Origin of the sequence: Francisella salina, assembly GCF_000219045.1 — a bacterium.
GTDB classification, from domain to species: Bacteria; Pseudomonadota; Gammaproteobacteria; order Francisellales; family Francisellaceae; genus Francisella; species Francisella salimarina.
In genome coordinates this window covers 1,652,708-1,667,817 of the sequence record NC_015696.1, presented here as the reverse complement: position 1 = coordinate 1,667,817, position 15,110 = coordinate 1,652,708, and the positions used below count along the sequence as shown (strand labels likewise).

Here is a 15,110-nt window from a genome sequence, read left to right as displayed (position 1 = left end):
TAAATGGCTTACAAAAATCGTTGCTTTGGTAATAAACCTAATCAAGAGCTTTATGCAAGCTATCATGATAATGAATGGGGCATACCAAAGTATAATGATAAGGAACTTTTTGAGTTTTTGATATTAGAAGGAGCTCAAGCAGGTCTTAACTGGGAAACTATTCTAAAAAAGCGTCAAGGTTATCGTGATGCTTTTTATAATTTTGATCCTATTAAAGCTGCAAGTATGTCAGATTCTGAACTTGAAGCTCTTCGAGACAATTCAAATATTATCCGTAATAAATTGAAAATCTATTCTGTTAGAAAAAATGCTCGAGTATTTCTTCAAATTCAAAAAGAGTTTGGTAGCTTTAGTGATTATATATGGGCGTTTGTGAATAATAAACCTATTAAAAACCACTGGAAATCTCATCAAGAAGTTCCAACCTCAACGTCTATCAGTGAGAAAATCTCAAAAGATCTCAAAAAAAGAGGGATGAGTTTTGTTGGACCAACTATTATTTATGCTTATATGCAAGCAACTAGCTTAGTTAATGATCATCTGGTTGAGTGTTGGTGTTATACTAGAGAGATATAAGAATATATTTATAAAGTTAAAAGTTCATAACTACCTTCCTAAAGCAAGAAGTATTTCATACATAGTCGTAATATAATTAGGCTTGTGATTTTTGGGTTTTTTGTTATAATATGGTGTCTAGTTTTATAACTAGGTACTATGGAATAATAACAAAAAGTCAGAAGTCTATTGATTGTAGGCAGTTCTGAGGATTTAAAATCTAATAAATGGAGTAATAAATGTACGCGATAATTAAAAATGGCGGTAAGCAATACAAGGTTAAAGAAGGCGAAGTTGTTAAACTTGAGAAATTCGATCTTGGTATTGGCGAAAAAGTTGAGTTTGATACAGTTTTGATGGGTCAGACAGCAGAAGGCGAAGTTAAAATAGGCGTTCCTATTGTAGAAGGTGCTAAAGTTGTAGGCGAAGTTGTAGAGCAAGGTCGTAACAAAAAAGTTAAGATCATGAAGTTCCGTCGTCGTAAGCACAGCATGAAGCAACAAGGTCACCGTCAGTATTTTACAGCGGTAAAAGTTTCATCTATTAGTTTATAATTTTATTAAGAATATTTAAGGAGTATACAAATGGCTCATAAGAAAGCTGGTGGTAGTACTAGAAACGGAAGAGATTCAAACCCTAAGTATTTAGGTGTTAAAAGATATGGTGGTGAGTTTGTTAAAGCAGGTACAATTATTCTGCGTCAAAGAGGTACTAAGACTCATCCTGGTGTAAATGTTGGTTGTGGTAAAGATCACACTTTATTTGCTCTTAAAGATGGTACTGTTAAGTTCCATGTTGGTGGTGCTTTAAATCGTAAGTTCGTTTCAATCGACGAATAATCCATCTATATCTATCTATCTTTTGAGAATATCATAATTTCATATTGATTATTTGCTGAAAAAGATATCATAATTAATTATTTTCTAGATATAATCTTTACTTTAAAACTTAAAGTTAGTTATATGAGTTTCTATATACCTTTGTTCTTATTTTGCATATCATCGACTATTACACCTGGACCAAATAATCTTATGCTTTTGATATCATCAATCAGATTTGGCGTGAGGAAGACTCTATCTCATTATCTAGGAGTCTGTCTTGGCTTTCCTTTTATGGTTTTAATTATAGGGCTCGGTTTAGAGTCAATTTTTGTAAGCCATCCAAGACTACATACAGTGATAAAAGTTGTGGGCGGTATTTATATGTTATGGCTGGCTTTTAAGATAATTTTATCATCCAATTTTGATGATGAAAAAAGTAGTAAACCACTAAGCTTTATTCAAGCAGCTCTATTTCAATGGATAAATCCTAAAGCTTGGATTATGGCAATTGGAGTTGTATCTACTTATACGGTAGTTAGTGCTAATATGAGCCTGTTAGTTCAGGTAGTTATTATTACTGTTATTTATATGGTAGTTTCATTCTTATGTACTGGGTTTTGGCTATTTGGTGGTAATTCAGTAAAAAGAATTCTAAATAATGAAAATCATTTACGAATTTTTAACCTGATTCTAGGAATATTGCTTATACTTTCAATAGTACTTATGATTTTTGAGTAACCTTTTAGCTTTGTCTTTTTTGGAATTTAGCAGAAATAAACATACCAAGTAATACGCCTATTATGATAATTGCTATCATAATTGTCGCTAGGGCATTTATTTCAGGGGTAGGTCCATTCTTGACAGTTGAGTAAATGTACATTGGTAGGGTAGGGTTGTCACTACCAGCCACAAACTCTGTGACAACTAAATCATCAATAGATAATGTAAATGTAAGTAATGCTGATGTAATTAGTGCAGGTATAAGTTGAGGTAAAGTTATTTTAAAGAAGGTCTCTATAGGACCTGCACCTAGATCTAGAGCAGCTTCTTCTAATGATATATCTACACTAGCTATACGTGATTGCATTACTATTGCAACATAAGCTGTACACATTGTTACATGTGCTATAACCACCGTAGTCGTTCCTCTCTCATGAGGCCAGCCAATAATATGTTGTAATGTTGAGAACATTAATAATAAAGCCACCCCAAGAATGATATCAGGTAAAACAAGTGGTGTTGCTACAAGACCATATAAAAAACTTCTTGATCTAAAAAATTTAAATCTAGTCATAGCGTAGGCTACTATAGTTCCAAGTATTGTTGCAATAATTGATGTTATTGTTGCTATCTTTAGGCTAGTAAAAGTGGCATTTATAATATCTTCATCATTAATTACTTCATGATACCAGTCAAAAGTAAAGCCACCCCATAAGTTTATAATCTGAGAGTCACTAAATGAGAAAACTACTAGGATTACTAAAGGTATGTATAAAAATACCAAGCCAAATACAAGCATTATGCTACTAAATGAAAATTTTTTCATTGCTTATACCCCCTAAACAAAAGTTCTCTTAGCTTGTATACGTTGCATCCACAGGATAGGCAATACTAGAACGACTATTAGTACTACAGATATTGCAGCAGACATACCCCAGTTATTAGATGTGAAGAACTCTTCCCAAATAACATTTCCTATCATTAATGAATTCATCCCGCCCATAATCTGTGGTACTACCACTTCACCAATAGCCGGAATAAATATTAACAAGCTACCGGCAATCAAGCCAGGCATAGATAATGGCAGAGTTATTTTAAAGAATGAATTAACTGGCTTGGATCCCAAGTCTTCTGCAGCATCGTATATGCTTGGGTCAATTTTTATTAAAGTACTATAAAGTGGCAGTATTAAAAAAGGTAAATAACAATAAACCATCCCTAAATACATTGAGAAGTCATTGTATAATAAGGCCATACTTGGCAAACCTAAATCCATTAAGAACTGGTTGAGAGTATGATTTCCTAATAGTGTTACCCAAGCATAAGTTCTAAGTAAGAATGATGTCCAGTAAGGAATAATAATTAATACCAAAAAGAAAATTTGTGTATTTTTTTTAGCTCTAGATAATGCTAAAGCCATTGGGTAACCAATAAAAATACACAAAGCAGTAGTTATAAATGCGACTTTAAAAGATTTTAAAAGAGATATGAATATTAGATTATAGTGAATCAACTCAATATAGTTACTTAGATATAAGGTAAAGTTTAGAGTTGAATCTTTGAATGTCATCAATGCAGTAACAGGGGGGGTACCGTCCGCTGGCAATGTAAAGCTAATACCTACAACAAATAAAAAAGGTATAAGTAAAAATACCATAAACCACACAAAAGGAACTAGGTATACTAATGTGTGTCTAAAGCTTTTCTCTAAGTTTTGCATTATGAGTATAGCACCATGATATTTTGTGATTCCCAAGTAAGATATACTTCATCATCCCAAGATGGATGGTCTGCATTTCTTTCAATATTAAAATCTGTAGATTTCATTATATTACCATTAGTGGTTCTAACATGGTAAGTAGATAATCCCCCCATATAAGCAATATCTTCGACAATACCCTTGATACAGTTTATAGGTTTGTTGGGATCATAGTCTTCTGGCTTTTCTTTGCTAATAACAATTTTTTCAGGGCGAAGACCGACCCAAATTTCTTGATCTTCAATTGCTTCTATGTTTCTTCTTAATACAAAATCTGTACCCGCCTGCTCAGAAGTTATAACACTTCTAGTTCTTCCGACTTCTTCTACACGACCCTCAAAAATTGTACTTTTACCGATAAAGCTTGCAACAAATCGACTTTTTGGAAATTCATAAATTTCAGAAGGAGTACTTACTTGTTCTAACCAACCATCGGTCATAATACCTATTCTAGTAGACATGGTCATAGCTTCTTCTTGATCATGAGTTACCATTATAAAGGTACTACCTGTTTGTTCTTGAATATCCACAAGCTCAAACTGCATTTGATCGCGCAAGTTTTTATCTAGAGCCGATAATGGTTCATCTAGGAGAATTAATTTAGGTCTTTTTGCTAAACATCTTGCTAGAGCTACACGCTGACGCTGCCCACCAGATAATTGATGTGGTTTTCTTTTAGCAAGATGATCCATTTTTATGATTTTTAGAGCAGCATCAGTAGCTTTTTCTATTTCTTCTTTTTTTAGAGATTTCTCTTGTTTTAAACCGAACATAATATTTTGTTTAACATTCATATGCGGAAAAAGTGCATAAGATTGAAACATCATATTCACAGGTCTTTTATACGGTGGAGTATTTGACATATCTACACCGTCGATAATTATTTTTCCATCAGAAGGTCTTTCAAAACCTGCTAGCATTCTAAGAAGAGTACTTTTACCACTTCCTGAACCACCTAATAAAGAAAAAAACTCTTTTGGGTAAACGTCAAGATTAACAGAATCAACAGCTAAATGACCATCATCAAACTGTTTCGAAAGGCTCTTTATAGAAACCAAAGGTTTTTTTGAAGACTTTTGCATCTTTAGCTCTATATACAAATTAGTTAAGATGCTTAATAATAAGCAATTTTTATATAGAAAAAAAGCAAATTTTAATTCAAAGTGTTGCTAGAGTAAGTAGTTTAAAAATAAATTAATAAATTATATGAATGAAATTAAATATATAAGAATTGCAAAACTTAATTTTAGTAAGACTATTTTATTGTATTTGATCTATTAAGTGAGCTAAAAATATCACACGCTTATAAATATATAAGGAGTTATCATGAAAGAAAGTAATTATGCAACACCAGAAAAGATGTTGAAAGACGGAGTTGATGTAGATACTTTTAATGGAGTATTTATTCGTAAAGGTACTATAGCTGCGGCTATTAAAAATGCTCAGATCTTAGAAGATCCGAAATCAAGTAAACAAGATAAAGAAAAAGCGCTAAAATATTTAAAGGATGCTATACCAAAGATGAATGAAGCTTTTGGAATGGATAAAGTACTTTCTTGGAAAAATAACAAACTTAATAGTTTTTAACCTATTAAAAAAATCTCCTTTGATATTTAACTCTCTTGATCATATAAACCTTACTTAATTAGGTTCTGTGCACAAAAATAAATTCTCATCGTAGCCAAATAAAAGTACAAGCTAATTTGATCATCCTAAATATGCTGAAATGGTTTTATCAAACCTAGAGAATACTCTTCTAAAATGCTTAATTTTAGAAAAGAAATTCTCTATCAAATGTCTTTCTTTGTATATATGAATATCAAAATCTATAGGGTTTATAGTATTTGATTTACAAGGAATAACTGCTTCAGAGAATATATTTTGAATATGTTTCCTAATCTCATTAGAATGATATGCTCTATCAGCAATAACTTTTGTATTATATACATTTTGTAGTAAGTCTATAGCTACTTTACTATCATGAGTTTTACCTTCTGATAGTAATATTTCCATTGGGTTGCCTAAAGCATCAGTCATAGCATGAATCTTGGTGGTTACCCCTCCAACTGATCTACCAATTGCTTGGTTGTTATCTTTATCATATCCTGTAGAACAGGCATGCGCTCTTGTTATTGTTGAGTCGAGCATAACTTCTTGTAAATCAGGATTTTGTACTGACTTAAATAATCTAGAGAATATGCCTTTATCACACCAATCTTTAAAACGCTTATGTATTGATCTATGCTTACCATAATAAAATGGTAACATCCTCCATTGGCAGCCTGTACGTAACACATAAAATACAGCTTCAATAAACAATCTTAATTTGTCTTCATCATTGGTATGTATACCCTTTTGTGATTTTAAGAATGATAAAATACTTGACCAGAATACTTCTTTTATATGATAATGCATTTGCTAAACCCTTGGTATTTATTGTCTTTCAACTTTTAAATAACAACGGTTTAGCTATTTTCAATCTAATTTATATTTTTTGTGCATAGAACCTAATAACTAAAGGTATAATAAATATATATAATGTTTTGTTTGTGAGTAACAATGAGTAAATTATCCTCAGCTTTTACTAGTGTCAATCAAGAATTCTTAAACCATGTATTAAAGCCTGAAATATCAAATTTGCCAAGTTGGTTTAGTGGACAAGTGTTACGGATTGGACCTGCTAAGTTTGAATATGGGAAGATAAAGTTAAATCACTGGTTTGATGGTTTAGCGATGTTATATAGCTTTAACACTAATGGAAAAGATATCTGCTTTTCAAATAAGTACTTAGAATCAGAGCAATATTTTGCTGCAAAAAAAGGCAGAATGAAATATGATGAATTTGGTACTATGGTTCCATCAAAGCTTAGTAAAATAGCTGCGATAATAAAGACAATTTTTGGTTTACAAATTGAAAAGCCAAGTTTTAATGTAAATATTCTTAATTTAAAAAATAAATTACTAGCTACTAGTGAAGTTACTACAATGCTTGAGTTTGATAGAGAAAATCTTCAGACATTAGAAGAGTTTAAATTTACTGATGGACTTAAAGGACAGTTTAGTTGCGCACATCCTCAGGTTGATCCAGTTACAAAAGAGCAGTTTAATTTCGTCGTTGATATTTCTAAAGATTGTAAATATAGCCTTTATAAAGTCTCAAAAGATAGTTGTGAAAGAGAAATATTACACCAGTTTTCTAATCAACAGTTTATTTATAATCATACTTTGTTTTTAACAAAAAATTACGTTGTGCTATATTTAGGTCCTTTAAGAGCTAATCCAATAGACTTTCTATCTAAACCAATTTCAGAGGTTATATCTCATGATAACAATGCAAAATGTCAGTTACTAATAGTAAATAGAAATACACACGAAACAAAACTTATTGATGCCCCTAGTTTTGTTATGTTGCATAGTGCAAATGCTTTTGAAAAAGACCAAAAAATTAATTTAGATTTTATAGAATATACAGATAACTTAGAGCCTTATAAAAAGTTTTATTTTGAAAATATAAATAGTGACGATTGTAAGCTTGAAATGCAAGTTAGTAGGGTGATTATAGACCTTGAAAATAATTTAGCTGATAAAGTTTAATTGTAGATAAAAACGCTGAGTTTGCGAGAATCAATGAGAAATTTTTAACTAAAAATTATCAGTTTATGTATTTGGCAAATCGTAAAGATCAAGCTGAGTTTTTTAACAGTATAATAAAAATAGATTTATATAATAATAATGTTTCTGAGCATGATTTTGGTGATGATTATGTTTCAGAGCCTATTTTTATTGCAAACCCAGAACCAACTAATGAAGATGATGGTTTAATTTTTGTTAATGTAATCGATAGTAGTAAAAAACTAAGTTATATTGTCTATTTAAATGCTACTGATTTAAGTCTAATATATAAAGCATATTTACCAATCCAAATTCCTCCAGCATTACATGGGATTTATCTAAAGTAGAAATTTTATGAAAAATATAATATTTGATTTTGACTCAACTTTAATAAAAAAAGAATCATTAGAGCTAATTTTAGAACCTCTATTAAAAGACTCTCCAGAGAAGCTACTAGAAATTGAAAATATCACAAATTTAGGTATGCAAGGAGATCTTAATTTTAGAGAATCTCTAGAAAGAAGGTTAGCTATAGCAAGCCCAACTAAACAGAGTATAAAAGATTTTGCTTATAAATACTGTCCAAGTCTATTAACCCAAGGAATATCAGAGCTAATTGATACATTAAAACATAGCGGTTATCAGATTTGGATATTTAGCGGAGGGTTAACAGAGAGTATAGAGCCTTTTGCTGATTATCTAGGAATTGCTAGACAAAGTATCTTTGCGGTTGAGATTAACTGGGATGACAACGGTAGCTTTGTATCTCTTGATAACTCTAATGGTGCTTGTGACTCTAAATTAGAAGCGTTTGAGAATGCTAAAAGCTTAATTAATGGTGAAGTTATTGCAGTAGGAGATGGTTATACTGATTATCAATTATATGAGGCTGGCTTTGCTAATAGATTTATAGCATATACAGAGCATGTATCTAGACAAAAAGTTATTGATGTTGCAAATAATATAGCTAAAGATATTAGTCAGTTAAAAGATTTAATCTTTTAAGTTTTTATTAGTGATAGTTGAGTGTATGAATGATACAGCTAATACTAAAATACCTATAGAACCACTAAACCACTCTGGAATATGAATAAATATTTTTAATAATAGTATTGTTGCTAAAAAGCCAATTGCATAATGAGCACCATGTTCAAGGTATATATATTTAGCTAATGTTTTCTTCTCAACAAAAAGTATAGTCAAAGATCTAACAAACATAGCACCAATACCTAGTCCTATCATTATTATTATTATGTTTGTAGTAATTGCAAATGCTCCAACAACACCATCAAAGCTAAAAGAAGCATCAATTATCTCTAAATAAATAAAGCCCATTAAACCATTACGAGCTACATTTAAAGTATCAATTTTAGCTGAATCAAAGAATGAGTTAAGTAAACCTAAACTTTCGTGAACGATTATTCCTAAAAGATATGCTATAGCTAATTCACCTTGGTAAGTATGGCTTGTACTATAAATCACGATAAGGCCAATAATTATCGCGAAAAAAATATAACCACCATCATATTCACGAATCTTTCTAATTAACTTATTATTCTCAATCAAAGGAATCCAATGATGCCCCTCATTCTCACTAAGGAAAAAATTTAAAAATACCATAAGTAAAAAACTACCACCAAAACTACATATATATGGCATCGAATGTTCTAGTATTTTTTGATATCTTGCAGGATCATTTAAAGCAAGGTGCATAACATCTATAAAGTTGATGCCACTAGTTAATTTCACTAATAAAATTGGAAATACTAAACGCATACCAAATACAGCTATAGGTAATCCTACAAAAATAAAGATCTTTTGCCATTTTTTAGGCATTTGGCCAAGGACTTTAGCATTGATAATAGCATTGTCAAAACTAAGAGAAATTTCAAGTATGGCCAGAATTAATACCGAGTATATTGTTTCTAATGGAGCAGTTGGATAAATAAATATAGCAATACTGATACCAATAAGAGTTACAAAGAAAGAACCATAGAAGTATTTTAAAATTTTCAAAGCGATCAAAAAGTATGTTTTTAACGAGTAGATTTTAACATATAATGATATTTTACAAGATATTTTCAAGGTAGTTATATGTCGTTAGCATTGTATACGATTATTTTTTTAGGATTATGTTTTTTTTTATGGCGTAATTTTATGAAAAATAAGGAATATGCTGTAGATGTTGCTCAACGTTCAACGGCAAAATATGATTTAGAGTTGCTAGATGAAACTGTTTGTTTACGTAAAATAGATGTTAAGCTTGAGAATAGGCGTTTAGTTTTTTATAGAGTATACTCATTTGATTATAATAGCTCATCATCTGATGAGAGGTTTCGAGGGTATATTGTTATAAGAAATGGAAGACTTGATGATATTGTGATATCTGAGTTTGAGAAAGCTGATATTGTCAAAGAAAATATTGTATCTAGGCAATTTGAAGACACTCAATCAGGGTCAGCAGCAAATAATGTTATAAATTTTGATGAAGAAGGGAAGTTATGATTATTCATTTACACCAGTTACCGAAATTAAAAGGAAGGAGTTATAGTTGTAGTCCTTTTTGTCTAAAGCTTGAGCTATATTTAAAAGCTACTGATTTGAGTTATCAAAATCATTTTAGTTTAGAGTTTAATAAATCACCAACAGGCAAAATGCCATATATAGAGACTATGGGTAAGAAATTTGCTGATAGCAATCTCATTATCGAAATGTTAGATAAGCAAAATCATAATAACTTGGATGAGCATCTAAACCCTGAACAAAAAGCCATATCTACAGCATTTATAAGATTATGTGAGGATAGCTTGTACTGGGTCGGAGTGTATAGTCGTTGGGCTGATAAAGATAATTATACATGGAAAAAAGAGTTCCTAGAGTCCACCAAGCTACCAAAGGCTATGGCGAGTATAGTTTATCCTGTTGCTAAGAGAAATGTTCTGCGTCAACTAAAGGCTGCTGGTGTAACAAATTTAACTAATAATGAAATTTATTTAAAAGCTGAGCGTGATTTACAAGCTATAGCAGACTATTTAGGTGAAAAAGAGTATTTCTTCAATTCTAAGCTATCATTACTAGATTTAGTGGTGTTTAGTTTTATTGTCAATATTGCAGATGGAAGTTGTGGGCGTAGGTTACAAAGTTTTTTGGCTAGCCTAAAGCTTGATAATTTCATAAAAAATATGCAAGAATCATTTGAGATCAGTTGTTGATCTAGGTAACTATCTTGATCTATAAAGTAATATCTTTATGGGTGATCTTAATTATAAAGCTGTAAGAGCTATTTGAGAGAGTTTCAGTAGCTTGTAGATAATTTGACTTGAACACAAGGAGGGTGTGTAGTGCAATATATAGAGGAAAAACAACGAACGAAATACTTCATTTCATTATTTTTATTACAATTATTTGAAAGGTTTAGTTTTTTTGGTTTTTTTTATATTTTAATATTTTTCTGTATAAATAAGTTAAATCTTACAGAATCTTACGCATCAACCTTTGCTGGTTCATTTACTGCTCTTTGTTATGTTCTGAGCTCTTTGGGAGGTTTTATATCTGATAAGGCCCTAGGTGTGAGAAGGACTTTAATTGCAGGTGGTATTTGTCTATTATCAGGATATTCATTGTTAGCGACTAGTGATATGCTAATGAATTTTTCGATCTATATAGGGTTGGCAATGATTATTGTTGGAGCATGTTTATTTGTGCCAATGACATTGAACAGTGTATCTAGATTATATGCAGGAGATCCAGCAAAGTTAGACTCTATATACGCTTACTTTAATATGGCTAATAATATTGGAGCATTATCAGGTGCTATTCTAATACCTTATTTAAGCAGTGCAGATTCATATGGTTTAGAAAATAGGCATTATGGAATTGCTTTAGGGGTGTGCGCTTGTGGAGTATTACTAGCTCTTGGCAATATATTTATGAATAAGAAATTATTTTCAACAATAGCTGCGCCAGTTGGTAAAAAAACACTTAGTTTTCAGCAGTTGGTTTTAGCTATAGTAGGAATAGTCTTTTTTATATCAGTAGTTACTGGCTTATTGTATTTTAGTGATTTAATTATTATTGTACTTATTTTAGCGGTAGTAGTTATTGTTGGTTATTTCATAAATGTTACTTTCCAGCAAGATAAAGAGTATCGCTTAAAAATGCTACTTTTATTAGTATTTATATTTTATGCAACAATATTTTTTATGACTTATGCTCAAAAGACAACGTCATTCTTCCTATTTAATGTTCATCATGTGGATTTGAATGTTTTAGGTATTAAGCTAAATTCGCAAACTGTACCAGGACTATTAAATACTTCAGGGATTCTAATTTTTTCTCCACTTCTTGCTATGTATTTCAATAAAATGGGTGATAGATTAAGATCAACAAGTAAATTTGCTTTGTGCTTGTTATGTGCTGGGATATGTTACGGTTTCTTATATTTGGTGTGTGTTTTTAATGATCCTTCTACAAAAGTTTCCTTTTGGTGGGAAGTCATAGCTGTAGGTGTGTTTTTTTCCTGGGCTGAGATTATGGCAACGGCTGTTGGCTTATCTTTGATAACGCAACTTGTCCCGACTAAGGTCAGAGGCTTTTGTATGGGGATGTGGTTTTTAACTTGGGCAGTTGGTATTAAGCTAGGAGCATACGTGGCTTCACTTTATGCAAGTAAAGACTTGGAACACTCAAAGAGCTCTTTGCTAATTGGGCAAACTAAGATTAATAGTTATCTGGGTTATGAGAATTTATTTATGTGGATTACTATTGTTACTGTAGTTGCTGCTTTTTCACTTCTAGTCCTAAAAAATAAAATTAATAATGTTATTTATAAATAGTGTGGGAAATTTATGAATATTTTAAAAATTAGTAAACAAACTTTAAGGAATAATATTAAAGTTATTCGAGAGTATGTTGGCAACGCTAAGATGTGTTTTCCTGTCAAGGCAAATGCTTATGGGCATGGTATAGAAGAGATAGTAGAGAATACACAAGATTTAGTAGATTTTTTTGCTGTTGCTAATTCTCTAGAGGCTTTTAGAGTAACAGCTGTTGCTAAAAATCCAGTGCTAGTATTTGGAGTAATATACTATGAATATATTGAAAAAATGATCTCAGAAAATATCAGAGTTAGCATTCAAGACTATGAAGATATTGAAAAGTTAGAGCAAATAGCCAAAGAGCTTGATAAAAAAGTATATGCCCATATTAATATAAACACGGGTATGAATCGTATGGGAGTGTGTTATAGTGATGCTTGTAGAACTATAAAAAGAGCACATGACTCTCAGTGGATTTTACTTGAAGGAGTTTATAGCCATTTAGCATGTGCTGATAATCGAGATCATCCAACAAATACTAAGCAAAAAAAGAGATTTTCAGAAATTGTTGAATATACTAAAGAGTTATCTCGTAAGATAATTTGTCATTTATCAAATTCTTATGGTTTTCTAGGAGATAAGGAAATTTGTTATGATATGATTCGCCCAGGTATTGTAACTTACGGTTTTCTTCCAGAGTTTTATGTTGATAGACCTATAAGAGAAATTAAGCCTATAGCAAGGCTATTATCAAAGGTAGTTAAGATAATTGATTTGGAAGAAGGTGATGGTGTAGGTTATTCTATGATATATAGGGGGGGGCATGGAGAGAAAGTTGCTGTAATACCTATTGGCTATGGCGATGGTTTTCCTAGGGAGCTTGGTGATAGAGGGTTTGTGAGTATCAACAATGTACTATACCCTATGGCTGGAAGAATGAGTATGGATGGATTAACGGTTTCATTAGGCTATAATGAACACGAAGTGAAAGTAGGAGATGTAGTAGAACTAATATCTGATATTCCACGCAATAGGAATAGTGCTTTTTTGATGGCTAAGCAAGTCAATACAATCGAGTATGATATTATGAGTACCTTAAACGAGAGAGTTATAAGAGAGGTTATATAACTCCTGAAGTATTTACATGTAAGATCATTCGCAGTAAACTCTTAATTACTATTTAGTAATTTGTTAATTAAAGGATAACATGGAAAAGAAGAGTCTTTCTACCCTTAGCTTGGTAGCTATGGGTGTTGGTGCTATTATGGGGTCAGGGTGGATGTTTGCCGCGCAGTATACATCGCAGGAAGCTGGTCCTGGATCTATTCTTTCTTGGATAATAGGTGCAATTTTAATGATTTTTATAGCCTTAGTGTTTGCTGAGGTTTGTACAATCGTACCAGTTGAGGGGTCTACTTCACGCATTCCTCACATTACTCATGGGACTATGACAAGCTATATGTTCGCATGGATTACATGGATATCATACTTGGTCTTAGCACCAATTGAGGTTCAGGCAGTTATTCAATATTTGGCAGTATTTTATCCATCACTCATTGATGCTAGCAGAGATGGTGCTTTGTCGATGGCTGGAGTACCGTTAGCAATAATTTTCCTTTTAGGATTCTGTGTTATTAATTTTTATTCACTTAAATGGTTAGCAAAAATTAATAATATTGTTACTTTATTTAAGGTTGCTGTACCAATATTTATATCGATTGTATTTGTTATATTTTGTTTTACTTTACCAGCTTTAAAAGATATGAAAGCAGAAGAATTATCATTTATGCCGTTTGGGTTTAATGGTGTTTTGGCTGCAGTTTCAGTTGGTGGTATTGCTTATGCTTTTACTGGTTTTAAAACTATAGTAGAACTCGCAGGAAGTACAAAAAACCCTAAGAAATCAATTCCAGTTGCAACGATTGGGGCAGTTTTGATTTGTTTGATTATTTTTCTATTCTTACAGGCTGCGTATTTATTAGTAATGTCAAAGTTTGTACACAATAATGATTGGCAAGGTGTTGTTATGCCAGGAGCTAGTTCATCTAGTTTTGGTCCATTTGCTGTAATGGCTCAAAGTTTTGGAGTTACATGGGTTATGTACCCACTCTACTTTGGAGCTATAGTATTCCCTCTTATGGCTGGTCTAATTTACTTTAGTATTGCACTAAAATCTTTGGGAGCTATGGTGCATAACGGTTACTTGCCAAGTGTTTTAGGGAAGTTAAGCCCAATTATGCAAAAACCAATCTATGCTATTGGACTTAATTTCTTGATCGCTTTAGTTATGTTTGCTCCATTCCCTGGGTGGAAAGAAATGGCTACTTTCTTAACGTCATTGATAGCTCTTACATACATTACTGGTCCAACATCAACCATGGCACTTAGACATCATCTACCTGACATGCATAGACCATTTAGGCTTAAAGGTGCTTATTTGCTATCAACTTTAGGTATGTTTGCAGCTACTTTGGTATTTCTATGGAGTGGATGGGCAATAGTTTCAAAAGCTGGTATAGCTCTAATTATTGCTTTGATTATGCTTGGAGTTTATAGAACCTTTAGAAAAGATAGATCAGAAGAAATACATTGGAATTTTAGAGAGTCGATATGGTTTTGGATTTATATTGTACTAGTTACAATAGTTTCTTATTTTAGCTCATTTGGCGGAACAGGGGATTTAGATTTATACTGGAGTTCAGCAATAGTTCTTGTGATTAGTTTTATCGTTATTACAATAGCGAAGAATCTATGTCTGTCTGCTGAAGATATGCAAGAAGGAATCAAAAAAGCTATTAATGACGACAATTATATCTAAATAAACAA

Annotated in this window: 17 protein-coding genes and 1 pseudogene; 13 read left to right on the top strand and 5 right to left on the bottom strand. The window is 31.8% G+C overall.

Annotation, left to right across the window (positions count from 1 at the left end; genetic code table 11):
* Window positions 1-3: 3 nt before the first annotated feature.
* The 4 genes from F7308_RS08210 to F7308_RS08195 all read left to right on the top strand — a co-directional run bounded on the left by F7308_RS08210 (window position 4) and on the right by F7308_RS08195 (window position 2,114).
* On the top strand, window positions 4-576 hold the full coding sequence (locus tag F7308_RS08210; RefSeq protein WP_013923400.1) for a DNA-3-methyladenine glycosylase I: 573 nt from the start codon (window positions 4-6) through the stop codon (window positions 574-576).
* A 218-nt stretch (window positions 577-794) separates the two neighbouring features.
* Window positions 795-1,109, top strand: coding sequence for a 50S ribosomal protein L21 (gene rplU / locus F7308_RS08205; protein ID WP_013923399.1), 315 nt, complete (start codon window positions 795-797; stop codon window positions 1,107-1,109).
* Between the two features lie 30 nt (window positions 1,110-1,139).
* On the top strand, window positions 1,140-1,394 hold the full coding sequence (gene rpmA / locus F7308_RS08200; RefSeq protein WP_004288034.1) for a 50S ribosomal protein L27: 255 nt from the start codon (window positions 1,140-1,142) through the stop codon (window positions 1,392-1,394).
* 123 nt (window positions 1,395-1,517) lie between these two features.
* A complete protein-coding gene (locus F7308_RS08195) occupies window positions 1,518-2,114 on the top strand; it encodes a LysE family translocator (protein WP_013923398.1) in 597 nt (198 codons plus the stop codon).
* A gap of 4 nt (window positions 2,115-2,118) precedes the next feature.
* Here the strand turns inward: F7308_RS08195 and F7308_RS08190 are convergent, their stop codons facing one another.
* The 3 genes from F7308_RS08190 to F7308_RS08180 are packed head-to-tail and all read right to left on the bottom strand — an operon-like array spanning window position 2,119 to window position 4,937.
* Window positions 2,119-2,922: an ABC transporter permease gene (locus tag F7308_RS08190; protein ID WP_013923397.1), complete on the bottom strand. Its 804-nt coding sequence runs from the start codon at window positions 2,920-2,922 to the stop codon at window positions 2,119-2,121.
* A gap of 12 nt (window positions 2,923-2,934) precedes the next feature.
* Complete coding sequence (locus F7308_RS08185) at window positions 2,935-3,816, bottom strand: ABC transporter permease (RefSeq protein ID WP_013923396.1); 882 nt, start codon at window positions 3,814-3,816, stop codon at window positions 2,935-2,937.
* On the bottom strand, window positions 3,816-4,937 hold the full coding sequence (locus F7308_RS08180) for an ABC transporter ATP-binding protein (RefSeq protein ID WP_013923395.1): 1,122 nt from the start codon (window positions 4,935-4,937) through the stop codon (window positions 3,816-3,818). Before F7308_RS08180 ends, F7308_RS08185 begins: the two co-directional genes overlap by 1 nt.
* 244 nt (window positions 4,938-5,181) lie before the next feature.
* Between F7308_RS08180 and F7308_RS08175 the strand changes: the two genes are divergently transcribed.
* A complete protein-coding gene (locus tag F7308_RS08175) occupies window positions 5,182-5,442 on the top strand; it encodes a hypothetical protein (RefSeq protein WP_013923394.1) in 261 nt (86 codons plus the stop codon).
* Window positions 5,443-5,527: 85 nt separating this feature from the next.
* Here F7308_RS08175 and F7308_RS08170 read toward each other — a convergent pair.
* Window positions 5,528-6,270 (bottom strand): annotated as a pseudogene (locus F7308_RS08170) (IS5 family transposase).
* A 144-nt stretch (window positions 6,271-6,414) separates the two neighbouring features.
* On the opposite strand from F7308_RS08170, the gene F7308_RS08165 reads away from it, so the two are divergent.
* The 3 genes from F7308_RS08165 to F7308_RS08155 are packed head-to-tail and all read left to right on the top strand — an operon-like array spanning window position 6,415 to window position 8,472.
* Window positions 6,415-7,449: a carotenoid oxygenase family protein gene (locus F7308_RS08165; RefSeq protein WP_013923392.1), complete on the top strand. Its 1,035-nt coding sequence runs from the start codon at window positions 6,415-6,417 to the stop codon at window positions 7,447-7,449.
* A complete protein-coding gene (locus F7308_RS10425) occupies window positions 7,449-7,814 on the top strand; it encodes a carotenoid oxygenase family protein (protein ID WP_083817033.1) in 366 nt (121 codons plus the stop codon). Before F7308_RS08165 ends, F7308_RS10425 begins: the two co-directional genes overlap by 1 nt.
* A 7-nt stretch (window positions 7,815-7,821) precedes the next feature.
* Entirely contained in the window at window positions 7,822-8,472 is a 651-nt protein-coding gene (locus F7308_RS08155; RefSeq protein ID WP_013923390.1) for an HAD-IB family phosphatase, read from the top strand.
* Here F7308_RS08155 and F7308_RS08150 read toward each other — a convergent pair.
* Window positions 8,461-9,483, bottom strand: a complete 1,023-nt coding sequence (locus tag F7308_RS08150) for a DUF475 domain-containing protein (RefSeq protein WP_041263969.1) — start codon at window positions 9,481-9,483, stop codon at window positions 8,461-8,463. The two genes, F7308_RS08155 and F7308_RS08150, sit on opposite strands and share 12 nt — an antisense overlap.
* A gap of 78 nt (window positions 9,484-9,561) precedes the next feature.
* Between F7308_RS08150 and F7308_RS08145 the strand changes: the two genes are divergently transcribed.
* From F7308_RS08145 to F7308_RS08125, 5 genes are all read left to right on the top strand, one after another.
* Window positions 9,562-9,972, top strand: coding sequence for a DUF3301 domain-containing protein (locus F7308_RS08145; RefSeq protein WP_041263797.1), 411 nt, complete (start codon window positions 9,562-9,564; stop codon window positions 9,970-9,972).
* Window positions 9,972-10,679: a glutathione S-transferase family protein gene (locus F7308_RS08140; RefSeq protein WP_146421477.1), complete on the top strand. Its 708-nt coding sequence runs from the start codon at window positions 9,972-9,974 to the stop codon at window positions 10,677-10,679. Before F7308_RS08145 ends, F7308_RS08140 begins: the two co-directional genes overlap by 1 nt.
* A 129-nt stretch (window positions 10,680-10,808) precedes the next feature.
* The gene (locus F7308_RS08135; RefSeq protein WP_013923386.1) at window positions 10,809-12,302 is read left to right on the top strand and encodes a peptide MFS transporter; all 1,494 of its coding nucleotides are present in this window, start codon (window positions 10,809-10,811) and stop codon (window positions 12,300-12,302) included.
* A gap of 12 nt (window positions 12,303-12,314) precedes the next feature.
* Entirely contained in the window at window positions 12,315-13,412 is a 1,098-nt protein-coding gene (alr, locus tag F7308_RS08130) for an alanine racemase (protein ID WP_013923385.1), read from the top strand.
* A gap of 79 nt (window positions 13,413-13,491) precedes the next feature.
* Window positions 13,492-15,102 (top strand): APC family permease, encoded by a 1,611-nt coding sequence (locus F7308_RS08125; protein ID WP_013923384.1) that lies wholly within the window; start codon window positions 13,492-13,494, stop codon window positions 15,100-15,102.
* Window positions 15,103-15,110 lie beyond the last annotated feature (8 nt).

What these genes read in the sequence shown, in the direction of transcription:
- F7308_RS08155 (WP_013923390.1), top strand. Translation starts at nt 7,822, where the DNA reads ATGAAAAATATAATATTTGATTTTGACTCAACTTTAATAAAAAAAGAA.
- F7308_RS08175 (WP_013923394.1), top strand. Translation starts at nt 5,182, where the DNA reads ATGAAAGAAAGTAATTATGCAACACCAGAAAAGATGTTGAAAGACGGA.
- F7308_RS08180 (WP_013923395.1), bottom strand. Translation starts at nt 4,937, where the DNA reads ATGCAAAAGTCTTCAAAAAAACCTTTGGTTTCTATAAAGAGCCTTTCG.
- rplU (WP_013923399.1), top strand. Translation starts at nt 795, where the DNA reads ATGTACGCGATAATTAAAAATGGCGGTAAGCAATACAAGGTTAAAGAA.
- F7308_RS08195 (WP_013923398.1), top strand. Translation starts at nt 1,518, where the DNA reads ATGAGTTTCTATATACCTTTGTTCTTATTTTGCATATCATCGACTATT.
- rpmA (WP_004288034.1), top strand. Translation starts at nt 1,140, where the DNA reads ATGGCTCATAAGAAAGCTGGTGGTAGTACTAGAAACGGAAGAGATTCA.
- alr (WP_013923385.1), top strand. Translation starts at nt 12,315, where the DNA reads ATGAATATTTTAAAAATTAGTAAACAAACTTTAAGGAATAATATTAAA.
- F7308_RS08125 (WP_013923384.1), top strand. Translation starts at nt 13,492, where the DNA reads ATGGAAAAGAAGAGTCTTTCTACCCTTAGCTTGGTAGCTATGGGTGTT.
- F7308_RS08165 (WP_013923392.1), top strand. Translation starts at nt 6,415, where the DNA reads ATGAGTAAATTATCCTCAGCTTTTACTAGTGTCAATCAAGAATTCTTA.
- F7308_RS08190 (WP_013923397.1), bottom strand. Translation starts at nt 2,922, where the DNA reads ATGAAAAAATTTTCATTTAGTAGCATAATGCTTGTATTTGGCTTGGTA.
- F7308_RS08145 (WP_041263797.1), top strand. Translation starts at nt 9,562, where the DNA reads ATGTCGTTAGCATTGTATACGATTATTTTTTTAGGATTATGTTTTTTT.
- F7308_RS08210 (WP_013923400.1), top strand. Translation starts at nt 4, where the DNA reads ATGGCTTACAAAAATCGTTGCTTTGGTAATAAACCTAATCAAGAGCTT.
- F7308_RS08185 (WP_013923396.1), bottom strand. Translation starts at nt 3,816, where the DNA reads ATGCAAAACTTAGAGAAAAGCTTTAGACACACATTAGTATACCTAGTT.